Source organism: Bacillota bacterium (assembly GCA_018333655.1).
GTDB lineage: Bacteria > Bacillota > UBA994 > UBA994 > UBA994 > BS524.
Genome location: JAGXTJ010000023.1, coordinates 109,803 through 124,851 on the forward strand (window position 1 = coordinate 109,803; position 15,049 = coordinate 124,851).

19 protein-coding genes are annotated in these 15,049 nt (G+C 53.9%); all 19 read left to right on the plus strand.

Annotated features, from left to right (window positions below):
- Window positions 1–4: 4 nt before the first annotated feature.
- Genes KGZ92_04985 through KGZ92_05075 form a run of 19 tightly spaced genes read left to right on the plus strand, consistent with a single transcriptional unit; the run spans window position 5 to window position 15,044 of the window.
- Window positions 5–436: a hypothetical protein gene (locus tag KGZ92_04985; GenBank protein MBS3888641.1), complete on the plus strand. Its 432-nt coding sequence runs from the start codon at window positions 5–7 to the stop codon at window positions 434–436.
- Window positions 433–1,860: a hypothetical protein gene (locus KGZ92_04990; protein MBS3888642.1), complete on the plus strand. Its 1,428-nt coding sequence runs from the start codon at window positions 433–435 to the stop codon at window positions 1,858–1,860. The genes KGZ92_04985 and KGZ92_04990 overlap by 4 nt, the downstream gene beginning before the upstream one ends.
- Before the next feature lie 5 nt (window positions 1,861–1,865).
- Window positions 1,866–2,282 (plus strand): flagellar hook capping protein, encoded by a 417-nt coding sequence (locus tag KGZ92_04995; GenBank protein ID MBS3888643.1) that lies wholly within the window; start codon window positions 1,866–1,868, stop codon window positions 2,280–2,282.
- A 1-nt stretch (window position 2,283) separates the two neighbouring features.
- Window positions 2,284–3,528 (plus strand): flagellar hook protein FlgE, encoded by a 1,245-nt coding sequence (locus tag KGZ92_05000; GenBank protein ID MBS3888644.1) that lies wholly within the window; start codon window positions 2,284–2,286, stop codon window positions 3,526–3,528.
- Window positions 3,529–3,539: 11 nt separating this feature from the next.
- On the plus strand, window positions 3,540–4,334 hold the full coding sequence (locus tag KGZ92_05005; protein MBS3888645.1) for a motility protein A: 795 nt from the start codon (window positions 3,540–3,542) through the stop codon (window positions 4,332–4,334).
- Window positions 4,327–5,037: an OmpA family protein gene (locus KGZ92_05010; protein MBS3888646.1), complete on the plus strand. Its 711-nt coding sequence runs from the start codon at window positions 4,327–4,329 to the stop codon at window positions 5,035–5,037. Before KGZ92_05005 ends, KGZ92_05010 begins: the two co-directional genes overlap by 8 nt.
- Before the next feature lie 19 nt (window positions 5,038–5,056).
- Window positions 5,057–5,473 (plus strand): flagellar basal body-associated FliL family protein, encoded by a 417-nt coding sequence (locus KGZ92_05015; GenBank protein ID MBS3888647.1) that lies wholly within the window; start codon window positions 5,057–5,059, stop codon window positions 5,471–5,473.
- An 11-nt stretch (window positions 5,474–5,484) separates the two neighbouring features.
- Complete coding sequence (locus tag KGZ92_05020) at window positions 5,485–5,844, plus strand: flagellar biosynthetic protein FliO (GenBank protein ID MBS3888648.1); 360 nt, start codon at window positions 5,485–5,487, stop codon at window positions 5,842–5,844.
- On the plus strand, window positions 5,766–6,521 hold the full coding sequence (fliP, locus tag KGZ92_05025) for a flagellar type III secretion system pore protein FliP (protein MBS3888649.1): 756 nt from the start codon (window positions 5,766–5,768) through the stop codon (window positions 6,519–6,521). The genes KGZ92_05020 and fliP overlap by 79 nt, the downstream gene beginning before the upstream one ends.
- 30 nt (window positions 6,522–6,551) lie before the next feature.
- Window positions 6,552–6,821: a flagellar biosynthesis protein FliQ gene (gene fliQ, locus KGZ92_05030; GenBank protein ID MBS3888650.1), complete on the plus strand. Its 270-nt coding sequence runs from the start codon at window positions 6,552–6,554 to the stop codon at window positions 6,819–6,821.
- Window positions 6,818–7,579, plus strand: coding sequence for a flagellar biosynthetic protein FliR (locus KGZ92_05035; GenBank protein ID MBS3888651.1), 762 nt, complete (start codon window positions 6,818–6,820; stop codon window positions 7,577–7,579). The genes fliQ and KGZ92_05035 overlap by 4 nt, the downstream gene beginning before the upstream one ends.
- Window positions 7,576–8,643, plus strand: a complete 1,068-nt coding sequence (gene flhB / locus KGZ92_05040; protein MBS3888652.1) for a flagellar biosynthesis protein FlhB — start codon at window positions 7,576–7,578, stop codon at window positions 8,641–8,643. The genes KGZ92_05035 and flhB overlap by 4 nt, the downstream gene beginning before the upstream one ends.
- Window positions 8,643–10,685, plus strand: a complete 2,043-nt coding sequence (flhA, locus tag KGZ92_05045; protein MBS3888653.1) for a flagellar biosynthesis protein FlhA — start codon at window positions 8,643–8,645, stop codon at window positions 10,683–10,685. Before flhB ends, flhA begins: the two co-directional genes overlap by 1 nt.
- Complete coding sequence (locus tag KGZ92_05050; GenBank protein MBS3888654.1) at window positions 10,682–11,719, plus strand: flagellar biosynthesis protein FlhF; 1,038 nt, start codon at window positions 10,682–10,684, stop codon at window positions 11,717–11,719. The genes flhA and KGZ92_05050 overlap by 4 nt, the downstream gene beginning before the upstream one ends.
- Window positions 11,716–12,576 (plus strand): MinD/ParA family protein, encoded by an 861-nt coding sequence (locus KGZ92_05055; GenBank protein ID MBS3888655.1) that lies wholly within the window; start codon window positions 11,716–11,718, stop codon window positions 12,574–12,576. The genes KGZ92_05050 and KGZ92_05055 overlap by 4 nt, the downstream gene beginning before the upstream one ends.
- Complete coding sequence (locus KGZ92_05060; protein ID MBS3888656.1) at window positions 12,577–13,221, plus strand: PilZ domain-containing protein; 645 nt, start codon at window positions 12,577–12,579, stop codon at window positions 13,219–13,221.
- Window positions 13,218–13,946, plus strand: a complete 729-nt coding sequence (locus tag KGZ92_05065) for a FliA/WhiG family RNA polymerase sigma factor (GenBank protein ID MBS3888657.1) — start codon at window positions 13,218–13,220, stop codon at window positions 13,944–13,946. Before KGZ92_05060 ends, KGZ92_05065 begins: the two co-directional genes overlap by 4 nt.
- Window positions 13,947–13,956: 10 nt before the next feature.
- A complete protein-coding gene (locus KGZ92_05070; GenBank protein ID MBS3888658.1) occupies window positions 13,957–14,298 on the plus strand; it encodes a hypothetical protein in 342 nt (113 codons plus the stop codon).
- A gap of 5 nt (window positions 14,299–14,303) precedes the next feature.
- On the plus strand, window positions 14,304–15,044 hold the full coding sequence (locus KGZ92_05075) for a flagellar hook-basal body complex protein (protein ID MBS3888659.1): 741 nt from the start codon (window positions 14,304–14,306) through the stop codon (window positions 15,042–15,044).
- Window positions 15,045–15,049 lie beyond the last annotated feature (5 nt).

Here is a 15,049-nt window from a genome sequence, read left to right on the forward strand (position 1 = left end):
AAGTATGGCAAAGCGCTACCGACTGGCCCAAGTTCTAGAGCTAAAAAAGCAACTGGAGCAACAGCAAATGCTGGTGTTATCTCGCGCCGAAAAAGCGCGGCAAACGCAGGAGCAGCACCTTGATGAACTGGTCACCTGTCTCGAAGGGCAGATTGACTTGTGTCTTTCACCCGAATTTATAGAGCACAGAAGTATGTACTTTGCCTGCAAGCACAGCGAAGTGAAGGCCGCACACGCAGATCTCTGCGAGCTGACCGAGGCGCGCGAGGAAGCTCGCCTAGATCTTGTTTCCGCGGCCATGGAGCGCCGTAAGATTGAGCTTCACCATGAACAATTCGTGGCCACTTTGCGCTACGAGACAGAGGCGCGCGAGCGTGCGCACGCCGATGAAGTGGGGTCGCAAATATACCTGCGGCAAAGGGTGGCAGCGCGATGAGAGTAGAGCCTTTGAAGGTCACTGCAGTCGCGGTCTCCCCATCTTCGCTCACCGAGCTCGGACTCGAGAAGGGCAAGGAGGGTGTTTCGTTTGCGCAAACTTTGGAGAGCGTGGTCGGCCATCTTGCTAAAACTGCCGTCGCCGTGGAGCCAGAAGAGCCACGCGAGACCGCCAGTGCTGCTAGCCTAACCTACTCTCCAGACTATTGTCTGCAAATGATTTTACAAGCAGAACTAGCCGCAGGGGGAGTAAACCCGCTGCCCGCAGTGCCACAAACGCAAGCGCAAGCTACACAAGCTCAAGATGCCTCAGCTGCCATTGTGGAACAGGCCACGCTTACTGTAGTAGAGCCTGCTAAGGGCGAAAGTTACGTAATCGACTCGTTTGCTAATCCTATCGAGCCGTGGCCAAGGGAGGGTGCTCGTTTTATACCACCAGAGTGGCGACGAACGGCCTCGCTTCCGGTAGACACGATTTTGCCGCCTGGCTTAGCCCCTCGCCCGCATACAGAGCTGTCGCTGCCGCAAGTGACGCCGGCAAGCGTAGAGCTGCCTATCGCCTCAGACGTTTTACTGCAGCCCAAGGTGGCAGAGCAAGCTAATTTCTCTGCAGTAGCGAAAAGTGAAACGATACCACTGCCTGCTGAACCAACTCTTTCAGCGCTCCACACGGGCTTTGCGGCGCAGACAGGTACGCCTATGCTTGTGGCCGAGCAAGTACCTTTGGCCAGAGTAGAAGTGCAGAGCGCCCCAGAGGTTTCGCTACACCCCAAGGTGGCAGAGCAAGCTAATCTCTCTGCAGTAGCGAAAAGTGAACCGCTACCACTGCCCGCTGCCCAGGTGGTCGTAGCACCAAGTAATGATTCTGTCGCGCAACCAAGTGCGCAGGTACCAGTGGCAGAATATGTAGCGTCCGCGCCCGTAGTTCCCGCACCCGTAGTGCCAGCGCGTGAGGGGTTTAGAATAACAAGACCCGCACTACAGACAGCACCTGATACCAATATCTCGGATTTAAGCGGTACTAACGCTACCACTAGTGCCCCCACCCCGCCCACACCAAGAGAAGTAGTGGCCCCGGCGTTTGTGCAGCGACTGAATATGGAGATTATTTCTTTCGCCGCGCATCCCACCCGCCCCGAGTTGACTCTTGAAATTACTCCGCCTGAATATGGCAAAGTAATCGTCAGCGCGGAAAGAGAAAGGGGAGGGCAGGTCGTAGTGCGCTTGGTAGCCGAGACGCCACAAGCTAAGATGGCCTTAATTGAGCAACTGCCAAAGAGTACGCCAAGCCTAGAGGTGCGGGTGTACACAGCCGATGAATACAGAGAACAACATGAGGCAAAGCACCGCGAACAGAGCCGCGAGCGCCAAGAGCAACCAGAGCGGCAAGGCAGGCGAGAGGACAGAGTGGAGTTTAAGATATAGGGGGTTTGGCCGTGAAAGTCGAAGCAACAGGGGCACAGGAGCAAGTAAGGACATCGACCGCATTGCGACCGGGGGGGGAGCTAGGCAAGGATGCCTTCCTAAAGATTTTGCTCGCCCAGATTCAAAATCAAGACCCGCTTAAGCCGACGGATAGCACGGCCATGGTGGCGCAACTGGCGCAGTTTAGTACCCTAGAGCAACTGCAAAATCTTAATACCAAACTAGACCAACTGGTAGAGGGGCAGCTCCTTGGCGATTTTAGCTCCGTCATTGGCAAGACCATCGCCTACTTGGGTGAAAATGATGAGCCTAAAGTCGGTCTAGCTGAGTCGCTGCTCTGGCGCGGCAGAGAGAGCCTGCTACGGATAAATGGAGAACTGGTGCCCTTAAACAGGCTACTAGAAATAGGAGGAGGTAAGTAGGATGTTACGCTCTTTATTTGCGGCCATCTCTGGCATTCGTGGCCAGCAGGCCAAGCTCGATACTATCGGCAACAATATCGCTAATGCCAGTACCACTGGCTTTAAGGCCAGTAGGGTGAGGTTTCAAGACATGCTGAGCCAGACATTGCGTGTGGCTAGCGGGCCTACGAACGGTAGGTCAGGCACTAATCCCTCGCAGGTCGGCCTCGGTATGTCGGTGGCTGGCATAGATACCCTGCACACCCAGGGGTCACTACAGGCCACCGGTCGCCTCACCGACCTCGCCGTGCAGGGCAGCGGCTTCTTTGCCATGTCTGATGGCCAACGCACCCTCTTTACACGGGACGGCGCGTTTTCTATATCTAAAGATAACCAATTGGTCAATGCCTCTACCGGCATGACGGTCATGGGCTGGCGAGCCGATGCCGCGGGGGCAGTCAATAGCCAGGGAGCTATTTCGCCGCTCTCCATCCCCCTCGGTGCGCAGGTGCTTACCCAGGCGACAACCCGCGTCGACTTTACCGGTAATCTGTCGAGTGAGGCACCAGCCGGCACCACGCACAGTACAACAGCTACCATCTACAATTCACTGGGAGCGCCACTCGACGTGCAGATTACTTTTACGCGCAGTACGGGGGTCAATTCTTGGGATTTTGCCGTAGCATGGCCCGCAGGTTCGCCACACAATGCCGTGACTATCACCGGAGGTACAGGCGCGGTGGCTTTTGATACCTTTGGCCGTCTTATTCCTGCTGTTCCTGCCCTTGCCCCAGTAAGTTTCACTATTCCGTTGTCAGAGCCGATGAGCTTTAATTTAGACTTCGCCGCCTTTAGCATGGTTGCTGGCCCGAGCACCGCCCTGGTGCGCTCGCAAGATGGTTTGTTCCCCGGCGAATTAGCCACCTTTAGCATTGGCCGCGATGGCGTTATTACTGGTACTTTTACCAATGGCGCGGTACGCGACTTAGGCCAAATAGCTATTGCCCATTTTGCCTCCCCCGAGGGATTGATGAAAACCGGTAGCAATCTCTACGAAGCTTCTTCTAGCTCCGGTGAAGCTATTATTGGTGGTGCCGGTATCGACGGGCGCGGCACAGTGGAAACAGGCACGCTCGAGATGTCAAATGTCGACCTCGCCTCAGAGTTTACCGAGATGATAACGACTAGCCGCGCCTTCCAAGCCAATTCACGCGTGGTCACGACCTCGGACGAAATGCTCCAGGAACTAATTCAGCTCAAACGATAGAGGTGTAATAAATGCAGAAATCGGGCCTAATTACTAATATTGGCATTCTGGCTGGTATCGTGGCCATTGTGCTGGCCATTGTTATGGGTGGGGATGCCTCGCAGTTTATCGATATCCCCTCCGTGCTGATAACAATTGTCGGCTCCTTTTCTGCGCTCTCCATCAACTATGGTTGGGGGGATGTCACCTCTTCCTTCACGGAGATGCGCCAGTTATTTCGCGAAAAAACGCCTGACCCTGTGGAGACGATTGAGCAGTTTACCGCTCTGGCTACTAGGGCGCGACGCGAAGGGTTGCTCGTCTTAGAGGACGAAATACCCAAGATGGACCCCTTCTTGGGCAAGGGCCTGCAGATGGTCATCGACGGCATGGACAGCAGCGCGGTGACGAGTGTGCTTGAAATTGAGATGTCGCAAGTGGAGTCGCGCCATTCTATGGCCTCTAACTTGCTCGGCACCTGGGCGAACCTCGCGCCGGGTTTCGGCATGATTGGTACATTAATCGGGCTGATTCAAATGTTGGCCGCGCTTGATGACCCCGATGCTATCGGCCCGGCCATGGCAGTCGCCTTGATCACGACGCTTTACGGGGCCATAATGGCGAACTGGGTCTTTACGCCTTTAGCCGGTAAAGTCATGGTCAAAAGCAAGCAGGTGATGCTCTACCGCGAGATGATACTCGAGGGTCTGACTTCGCTGCAGGCTGGTGTCAACCCGCGCGTTATAGAGCAGAGGCTGCGCTCCTTTATTGCCCCCCCTAGTCGCAAGGCGGAAATGAAGGGCAAGCAGGCGGCCGCCGATGACTAGACGAAGAAGAGGCGGGTCTACAGTGGCTGCAGCCAGCTGGCTGACGACTTACTCGGACTTGGTCACACTGCTCCTATGTTTCTTTGTGCTTCTGTATAGTTTTTCCGCTATTGATATTCAGAAATTTCGCCGTTTTGTGATGTCTTTTCAAGGGCAAGGGGTGCTCGATGGGGGAGATGTTCCAGACACTGTTAGTCCGATACCAGAGCAGCAGGTTGGAGAAGTAGCGACCGAATCCGATGAGCCCTTTTGGGAAGATAGCGGACGTCTTATGGTGCATGTGCAAGAGTTTCTTGATACGCATGATATCGATGCCGAGGTGCAGGTGTACCAAGAAGTGCAGGGAGTCGTGCTAGAGCTTAAAGACCACCTGCTTTTTGACTCGGGGCGCTCATCCATACGGGCGGATGGCATGGGCTTACTTAACACCTTGAGCCTGCTCTTTAATCAATTTCCGAACCAGGTTACGGTGCAGGGCCACACCGACAATGTGCCCATTAGCACAGTGGAATTCCCTACGAACTGGGAGCTTTCTACCTCGCGTGCTACACGTGTGGTGCGTTACTTTGTCGAGGTGCGCGAGTTAAATCCGCACCGTTTCTCGGCTGCAGGATACGGCGAGTTTCAGCCGGTGGACAGTAATGAGACTAGTGAAGGCCGCAGCCGAAACCGCCGCGTTGTTTTTTTATTACGAGGATTTTAGACTAGCGAGGTAGATCATTATGGTAAAGAAAGTAATTATCGGCGTGGTAGTGGTCGCACTTTTGGCCGTGGCTGTGCTCTTTGGGCAGCCACTATTTTCGAGCGTGATGAACATGGTTAATCCGCCACCGCAGCTTGTGGTTGCCCCCTCGCAGGAGTTTACCGTGAACTTGCTCGACTCAGGTATGCGGCGCTTTCTTCGTCTGCGCATGTCTTTTGAGTACTACGATAACAGCAAGTTGGTGGCTGAGCTAAATAGTAGAGATGCCCAAGTGCGTGATACTGTTTTCGCGGTCCTACGAACTAGAAGCGTTAGCGACCTTGTTACTAATGACCATATTGCCACGCTGCGGCAAGATCTAATTACTGCTCTCAACGAGATTTTAGAACATGGCGATATAGTTAATGTTTACTTTGTGGAGTTTGCGATTCAGTAGGGGGTTTGGTCTTGCCGGCTAGTGATTTTTTTGGCGTACTTGTGAACACGATTTCTTCTCTCGCGCTGGTCCTTGGTCTTTTATTTTTGCTGCGCTACTACTTGCTGCGCGGGGTGGGGGGCAGTGCGCCGAGGAGGGCAGCGCAGCTTAGAGTGCGTGAACAATTAATGCTTGGCCCACGGGCCCGCGTAGTGCTTATAGACGTCGCCGAACGCACTTACCTCGTAGGGATGAGCGAGCAGGCGGTGACCATGGTCGAGCTTAAGGATTTGGCTGCTCCCTCAGGCGAAGCATTGCCACCAACATCTTCTACTTTTACCACCCATCTACAAGATGTTCTGACCATGCTACGACAGGGGGGCAAGCGCTAGTGTTGCCGATTCCTCTTTTTGATTTGACGGTGCGCACTCCCGGTTCGCCTGCCGAGGTGGTGGAGAGCGTGCGCCTACTCGTACTACTTACCGTACTAAGCCTGGTGCCGGCCATTATGATGATGGTGACTTCATTTACGCGCACGGTGATTGTGCTCTCGCTCGTGCGAACCGCCGTAGCGGCGCAAAATGTACCCCCCAACCAAGTGATTATTGGTCTCGCGCTTTTCATTACTTTTTTTACCATGACACCGACCATTACCGCCCTGAACGACAGTGCTCTGACACCGTTTCTAAACGGCGAGATCAACCAAGAAGTGGCGCTAGAAAGGGGAGCGGTGCCCCTGCGCGAATTTATGCTGCAGCACACGCGGGAGGCCGACCTAGCTCTTTTTCTCATGGCGACGGATAGCCCGGCCCCGCAGACACCGCAAGATGTTTCGCTTAATGTGCTTATACCCGCCTTTATGATTAGCGAGCTTAAGACGGCTTTTCAGATGGGGGTCATTCTCTTTATCCCCTTTATGGTCATCGACATGGTGGTGGCCAGCACCCTTCTCTCCATGGGCATGTTTATGCTACCCCCCGTCACCATCTCCCTGCCCTTTAAACTACTGTTGTTTGTTATGGCTGATGGTTGGCACTTAGTTGTTAAATCTCTGATCGAAAGTTTTTAACGATACTACATGAGAAGTGGGGGTTTGTAAGTGACAGAGGGTACGGCGTTACACCTAGCGCGCGAAGCCATTGCGCTCACCATGCTTTTGTCGGGCCCGCTTCTTATTGCTAGCCTCATTGTTGGCTTGCTCATCTCTATCTTTCAAGCGGCGACGCAGATTCAAGAGCAGACGCTCACCTTTGTGCCCAAGCTCGTGGCAATAATGTTTACCTTGCTTGTGCTCGGCAGCTGGATGCTTAACACCATGATTTCTTACACAGTCGAGCTGCTATCCACCTTGGGGCAGATGGCGCGATGACTGTTATGGCACCATGGCTGACCTTTCTCTTGATTTTGGGGCGCATTATGTCTATGCTCGTCACGGCACCGCTCTTTGGCCGCCGCGACATACCGCTCATGCCTAAGCTTGGGCTGGGCATGTACATGAGCCTGTTGACCATGACCACGGTAGAGACGTCCTTTAGTGGCAGTAACGCCGCCTTTATACAAGCCTTCTTGGCTGAAGTCGTGGGCGGCTTGGTGGTTGGCTTGCTGGCGTCGTGGCTGCTGTCTAGCTTTGCCATGGGGGGGCAGCTGATGGACCAGCAGGCTGGTTTCGGCACCGCCTCGGTGCTTGACCCCGGGACGGCAACGACGGTCACCCTCATCGGCAACTTGCTGCTCTATGTGGGCCTTTTGCTTTTTTTGGAGCTCAATGGTCACCATCTGCTCATTATGGGACTAATGCGTAGCTTTGCGGTCGTGCCTGCCGGTAACCTAGGCTTGCCGCTCTCCCTCACTGAATGGGCGGTACGCACTCTGACCATTTCTACGGTTCTGTTTTTACGCTTGGCCATGCCTCTACTCGCGGTCATTGTCATCACCGACATTGCTCTGGGTATGATTGGGCGAGCCGTGCCGCAACTTAACGTCTTGATGCTCGGCCTGCCCCTTAAGGCGGGTGTCGCCCTGCTTTTGCTCGGGGTATTATCGCCCTTATTTCTGGCTATTGGCCACGAGGTGGTTATGCAGGTCGAGAATAGCATGGGCTTGCTGCTCGGAGGTATGGTTAGATGAGCCCAGAGCAAGGCAATGAGGAACGCACCGAACAAGCGACGCCTAAGCGCCTGAGCGAGGCGCGAGACAAGGGGCAAGTGGCCAAGAGCACGGATCTCATCGGGGCCATGGGTTTCTTTGGTGTTTTTCTGGCCTTTGCCGCGACGGCAGGGGGCTTTGTCAGCCAGACGCTCGCCTACCTTATGCGCTCGCTTTCTACCTTTGGCGATCCTGCCCTGCTACAAGGCGGCTACGGCCAGTTATTTGGCGGGGCACTGACCATGTATGCCAGCCTCGTTTGGCCGGTGCTCTTGGCTGCCCTCGTCATTGGTGTGGCGGCAAACCTTATGCAAGTTGGTTTTATCTGGAGCATGGACCCCATCAAGCCCGAACTGAGCCGTCTTGATCCCCTTGCTGGGCTCGGACGCATGTTTTCCATGCGAGCTCTGTTTGACCTGATTAAGGCCCTCGTAAAATTACTACTAGTGGGTTGGGCTGCCTACTCGGGGGTGCAAGGGGAGCTAGACAGTTTGCTACAGGTGGGCTTTGCCGAAGGAACAGCCGCCATTGTGCTGGTCGGGCGCGTGCTTTGGACCTTGGCCCTACGCGTGGGCTTGGTATATGTCCTTATCGGCACGGTTGATTTTCTTTACCAAAGGTATGAGCACAGCAAGAACTTGCGCATGAGCAGGCATGAAGTAAAAGAGGAACACAAGCAAATGGAGGGCGACCCGCAGGTTAGAGCCAAGCAAAAGGAACGGCAACGCCTGCTGGCCACGCGCCGTATGTTTAGCGATATCCCCAAGGCGACGGTGGTCATCACTAACCCCACGCATTATGCTGTGGCCTTAAAGTACGAAGAGGCTAGTGGGGGTGCTCCGGTCGTCGTGGCTAAGGGCAGCGACTACCTGGCGCAGCGCATTATTGCCGCGGCCAAGGCAGCCAAGGTGCCCATTATGCCGCAGCCGGAAGTAGCTCGCGCCCTGTATGCCAAAGTTGATTTGGGCCGCGAGATTCCCATCGAATTGTATCGTTTAGTGGCCGAAGTCTTGGCCGCCGTATTTTCCCGCAAAGGAGGACTGTGATGTTAAAGACGCTACTCGGCCAGAGTGACATGATAGTTGCCTCCCTAGTCATTGGCATTATTATTATAATTATTGTGCCCCTGGCCCCATGGGCCTTAGATTTGCTGCTCATTGTTAATATTGCCATTAGCCTAATCGTCTTTCTGACCACCTTCTTTACCACTAATATCCTACAGCTCAGCGTTTTTCCGACCCTGCTCTTGGTGACGACACTTTTGCGCTTGGCGCTCAACATTTCGTCTACGCGCCTTATCCTCTCGGCGGGGGAGGCCGGGGCGGTTATTACAGCCTTCGGCTCCTTTGTTATCGGTGGCAACTACGTGGTCGGTCTGGTCATCTTCATTATTATTACAGTTATTCAGTTTGTCGTTATCACCAATGGCGCGGGGCGCGTGGCGGAAGTAGCGGCGCGTTTTACTCTTGATGCCATGCCCGGCAAGCAAATGGCGGTGGATGCCGACTTAAACGCGGGGTTAATCAATGATGTGCAGGCGAGAACGCGTCGACGTGAATTGCAGCGAGAGTCGGATTTTTATGGGGCCATGGACGGTGCCAGCAAATTTGTTAAAGGCGACGCCATTGCCGGTATTGTCATCACTTTGATTAATATTTTTGGCGGGCTAGTTATCGGCATGCTGCAACTTGGTATGTCCATCCAAGAGGCCGCCGTAGTGTATGTCATGCTGACGGTGGGCGATGGCTTGGTCAGCCAATTGCCGGCTCTCTTAATCTCCTCTGCCACCGGTGTTTTGGTGACTCGCGCCAATACCGACCATAGTTTTGGCACAGAATTGACCGCCCAACTGTTTTCTATGCCTAAAGTTCTCGGCATGGTGGCTGTGCTCTTGGCAGGTATCGGCCTAGTGCCGGCTCTTCCTGCCACCCCCTTCCTGGCAGTTTCAGGCGCGATTGGGTATGCCGCCTATGTGTTGACGCAAGAGGCACAGGAAAAGGTCAGGACGGCAGCGAAAGCGACCCAGCAAGCGCCGCCAAGACCTAGTGAGCCAGAAAATGTGCTCAATCTAATCTCGACAGAACAACTAGAAGCCGAAATTGGCTTTGGCTTAGTGCGCCTAACCGACGGCAGCAAGGGCGGCGACATGCTCGAGAGATTGGCTGCTCTGCGCCGCCGGGTGATGGCCGAGCAGGGGATCTTTATTCGGCCGATTCGCATCCGCGATAATCTGCAGCTTAAGCCCAATCAGTATGTCTTCAAAGTGCGTGGCAATCAAGTGGCGGAGGGGGAGCTAATGCCGAACCACTACCTGGCCATGGACTATGGGGGAGGGAAGGTAGACCTGCCGGGCACGGATACCCTAGAGCCGACCTTTGGCCTGCCCGCGCGCTGGATTGCCCAGTCAGAACGAGAGCGCGCCGAGCTCATGGGACTTACAACTGTTGATGCCACGACCGTGCTTATTACGCACTTGAGCGAGGTGGTGCGACGCTACGCACACGAGCTCTTGGGCCGCCAAGAGGTCAAGGAGCTGGTTGAAAAAGTAAAGGAACAGAACCCGGCCGTAATTGAAGAGCTAACCGCGGAACATGTCACGGTGGGCGAGCTGCAGAAGGTACTACAGGGGCTCTTGCAAGAAGGGGTACCGATTCGCGACCTGGTCACTATTTTAGAGGCCGTAGCGGACAATGTACGAGTGTCTCGCGATAGTGATGTACTACTTGAGAAAACACGCCAATCTTTAAGCAGAACAATTAGCCAAAATATAGCGACACAAGGTACAATATATGCAGTGACTTTGCACCCGCGCACCGAGCAGGGGATGCTAGAGTCCGTCGGAGCGAGCGGCAATGGGCACATACTGCTTGAGCCCGGCAAGCTCAGCACTTTTTTTGATCGCCTAGCCAAGCAGGGTGAAAAGCTGCAGGCACAGGGCAGGCAGCCCGTGGTGCTTTGTCCCTCGCGTTTGCGTCTACCACTCCGCAGGCTTACGGCACGACACTTTCCGCATTTTATTTTTATATCTCCCGGTGAAGTCTCCAGCGGCATGAGTATAGAAACTATAGGCGTGGTAGGTGTGGAATGAAAATAAAAAAAGTCGTAGCTAAAGATATGCAAGTCGCTCTGCACCTACTGCGTAAAGAGCTTGGCCCTGAGGCGGTAATAGTTAGCTCGCGTACCATACGTGAGCCGGGGTTTTGGGGTTTGTTCAAACCCCCGCGCGTTGAGGTCACGGCGGCCGTGGAGCGCATGCCAGAAAAAGAGCCGCATGAGGATTCTTTGCGCGCGGAATTACATGAAATTAGGGCCTTGATACATCAGATTGGCGTGACAGAGCATAAGACCTCGGCGAAGGGCGGCTTAACCCCGAAGTGGGCGGAGCGTTTTAGGGCGGCAGATCTTAGCCCCGAAATCGTTTCTTTACTAAGCGAACAATTAGGGAACGGAGCCGGAGGCAGGGCGGAAGAGGAGAGTCGCGTCTTAGAGCGTCTAGCTAAGTACTTCACCCTGCCGGCGCCTCGCGGCAAGGGTAAGCGTATTTCTGTATTTGTCGGCCCTACGGGCGTGGGCAAGACTACAACCATCGCTAAATTGGCGGCCCGTCGTGCGCTACAAGAGAAAAAGAGAGTTTCTCTAATTACTATCGATACTTTTCGTATCGGGGCGGTGGAGCAGCTTAAGATTTACGGCGATATTATCGGCGTACCGGTGGAAGTAGTTACGTCCCCAAGCGAATTTCGCGAAGTGCTAAAGCTACAGAAGAACAAAGACGACATCTTTGTCGATACCACCGGGCGCTCTGCTAAGAAACCCTTGCAGGTGGGTGAGCTTAAGGCCTACTTCGACGATATACCTGACCTAGACAAGTACTTGGTCGTGAGCGCGACAACGAAGAGTCGTGACTTACTTAGCATCTATCGCGCCTTTTGCGACCTTAATCTTTACGCGGCCATTGTCACAAAATGTGATGAAACGGAGAACCTCGGTGGCATTGTTGACCTATGCTATCGAACTGCTTTACCTGTGGCCTATGCTACCAATGGGCAGAATGTGCCGGAGGATATCCGCGTAGTCGACCCCATGGAAATGGCGAGAATGGTCTTGGGGGTGCAGGGTTGATGGCAGACCAAGCCCAGAGCTTGCGCAAGTTAGCGGCCAAGGACCGTGCAGGGCGCCGCACCAAGGTGATTACCGTGGCCAGCGGCAAAGGCGGCGTCGGCAAAACCAATTTAGTGGTCAACCTAGGTATTGTTTTGGCTCGCCTCGGTAAAGTAACCACGCTGGTGGATGCCGACCTCGGGATGGCCAATGTCGATGTGGTGCTCGGGCAGTTTTTTGAGTTTGACCTCGAGCATGTTCTCAAGGGGCAAAAGACCCTTGAAGAAGTTATCGGTATCGGACCGCATGGCTTACGCATTGTGCCTTCGGCCTCGGGGGTGCCCGAAATGGCCAATATGGAGAATAAGCAAAGAAGCCGTTTGATTTCGGAGCTGGCCAAGCTCGAGCACACCACGGACTTTCTCTTAATTGATACTGGTGCGGGTATCTCACGTAATGTCTTGGCTTTTGCCAACTTGGCCGATGAGGTGCTTATCGTGGTTACCCCTGAGCCAACCTCTTTGGCAGACGCTTACGGCCTGGTCAAGCTGCTTGTTAAAAGCAAGGCGGTACGAAATATAGCTTTGGTGGTAAACAGGGCGCAGGGTGCGCAAGAGGGGAAGTTAACGGGGGAGCGGTTTTTAGCCTTGGTGGAGCGGTTCTTAAGTTTTAAAATGCGTTTCCTTGGTTATATAGCCGATGACGCCGTAGTCGGGCAAGCGGTTCGTAAGCAGCAGCCCTTTGTCATGGGACACCCCGAGTCTTGGCCAAGTCGGCAAGTTGAGAAAATTGCCAGAGAACTCCTGGGCGAGGTGGCGAGCCCAGAGCCGGAGCGTGGGCTCTTGGCTGGATTGATGAGGCTGTTTGGAGGTCGCTAGATGATTAACCCCTCACTCCATATTGGGCTGCGGCTTGAGCTTACCCGCAAAGACGATTTAAGAGTCTATGTGACGCGAGTGGAAGATATCTCACACCTAGAGTTTGCGGTGGGCGTCCCCTTTGGCTCTACTAGCGCAGAAGTTTTTCATCCCGGCGAGGAAATCTTCTGTTGGTTTGGCGATAAGGAAGATCAAGCCTTGTGGGGTTTTGCCGCGCGCGTGCTGCGCCGTGAAGTGCGTCGCATACCTTTGTACTATATTTCCATGCCAACAAACTTTGAACGCGTGCAGCGGCGCAATTTCTTCCGCTTGCCGACTCTGATTCAGGCTCAGTATCGCTTGCTAGGGGAAAATCACTGGTACAAGGCTTTTGTCATTGATATTAGCGGCGGGGGCGTGCGGCTATCTCACCGCGACCCCTTAGCTCACCTAGATATGGTCCAAGTTACTTTCGCTCTACATAAATCTGACTCTCACTTTCTCTTGCAGGGGCAGGTGATGCGGGTGGAGAGGGTAGATTCAGCCGGAATTCTCATGTATCATACGGGTATAAAATTCATTAACCTGCCGATGAGCACGCAAGACCGACTCGTGGGCTATGTCTTTGCCCGCCTGTCGGAAACAAAACGCTTTAGAGGGGAATGAAAGTGCAAGTCCTAACATCAGTTGAGACCGAGCGCGAAACGCTACTGCTCTCTTTCTTGCCCTTGGTGCGGCGTATTGCCGGTCGCATCTACATCCCTAGCCCAGGTGTTTTAGACAAGGAAGACTTAATATCCCATGGGCTGGTGGGACTTATGGAAGCAGTAGACAAGTATGACCCCTCTCGCGAGATAAGTTTCGAGAGTTATGTGTATCGCCGCGTGCGCGGGGCCATGATTGACGCCATCAGAACCATTAGCTTTAGCCCACGCACCGTCAATGAACGCGTCAAGCAATTTCGCGAAGTAGAGGACAAACTTAGAGCGCAGGGGATGGACATCAGCGATGAACAGGTAGCCAGAGAAATGGGTTTGTCGGTGGCGCAAGTGCGTGAAGTTTTGGGGCATATCGCGTTACGATCCTTAATCTCCCTAAATCGTGTTCTTTACTCGGAGGAGGGCGAGGAAGTACCCGTGCTACAGGCAGTGGGCTCTAGCTCAAGCCCAAACCCCGAGGCAATCCTCGAAGAGGCAGATTTGCAGGCAAAATTAGCCGAGTCGCTAGACAAATTACCAGCCCGCGACCGACAATTGCTCAATCTCTACTATGTGGAGGAGTTAACTCTCAAGGAGATTGCCGCTGTTTTTGGTGTTACAGAGGGCCGTGTGTCGCAGTTACATGCCCGAGCTATAATTAGATTAAGAGAAGTAATGGATTACAGGACATAGGAGGGCGCAAGTGCTGAATTTTGTTTTCTTTATTTTGGGCGGTGTAATCGGTGTACTGACTGCTTACAGCTATTTTAGGCTGAACGATAACCGCGCCCAGTTTAATTTAGTGGCCCTAGAGTCACGGGTGGAGTCGCTTGAGGAGCAATTAGCCTACCTCTCCTTGCGAGCAGAGGAGGACAAAAAAGTCACTACGACCCCTCGCGGCAAGCGCCCGGCGACAAATGTAGGCAACCATCAGCGGATCTTAAATCTCTTGGCTGAGGGCTCTGACCCAGAAACTGTGGCGCGGACCACTAATGTGCCGCTCGGGCAGGTGGAACTTCTTTATCGATTGCATCGGAGGGAGTGAGTAGGATGTTGAGGGGTTTGTACCAGGCGACAGCGGCGATGGTCGTTGCCAAGGCTAAACAAGAAAATATCTCTGGCAATATATCCAATGTAGAGACGGTGGGTTTTAAACGCCAAGTTCTCAGCGAAGAAATCTTTTCGCAGGCCATGCTGATGGCCAATGTCGGAACGAACTCTACCGCACTTGGTGGAGCCACGGCCAGAGCGGCCGTTAGTGAGCCCGAGCTTGATTGGACGCGCGGCCAGGTTACCGCTTCAGACTCGCCCTACCACCTAGCTTTGGTGGGCAGGGGGCTCTTTGCGGTGGAAAGAGACGGAGAAGTTCGTTTTACGCGCGCCGGTGATTTTCGTCTCGATGCTTCTGGTTACATAACCGATGCTTTTGGTGGACGGCTTCTACTAAGCGATGGCAATCCGTTGCGTACTGCGGGTGAGAGTTTTCGCGTGGCGGAAAATGGCGAGGTTTTTCTTAATGATACTTCTGTAGGCTTCGTGCAGGTAGCTGACTTTGCTGAACTAGGCGACCTTACCAAGGACGAAAATGGTCAGTTTATCGCCGCGGGAGCGGCAACACCGGCCGCCGAGGTACAAATTAAGCAACATCATCTAGAGCTCTCTAATGTTGACCTGGCCAAAGAAATAATGGACATGCTCCTCGTGAGCCGCGTGTTTCAGAGTGCACAGCGCATTGTGTCCGCGTACGATCAGCTTATGGAGCGGACGAGCAATATTGGTAGCGCGAGATAGGAGGA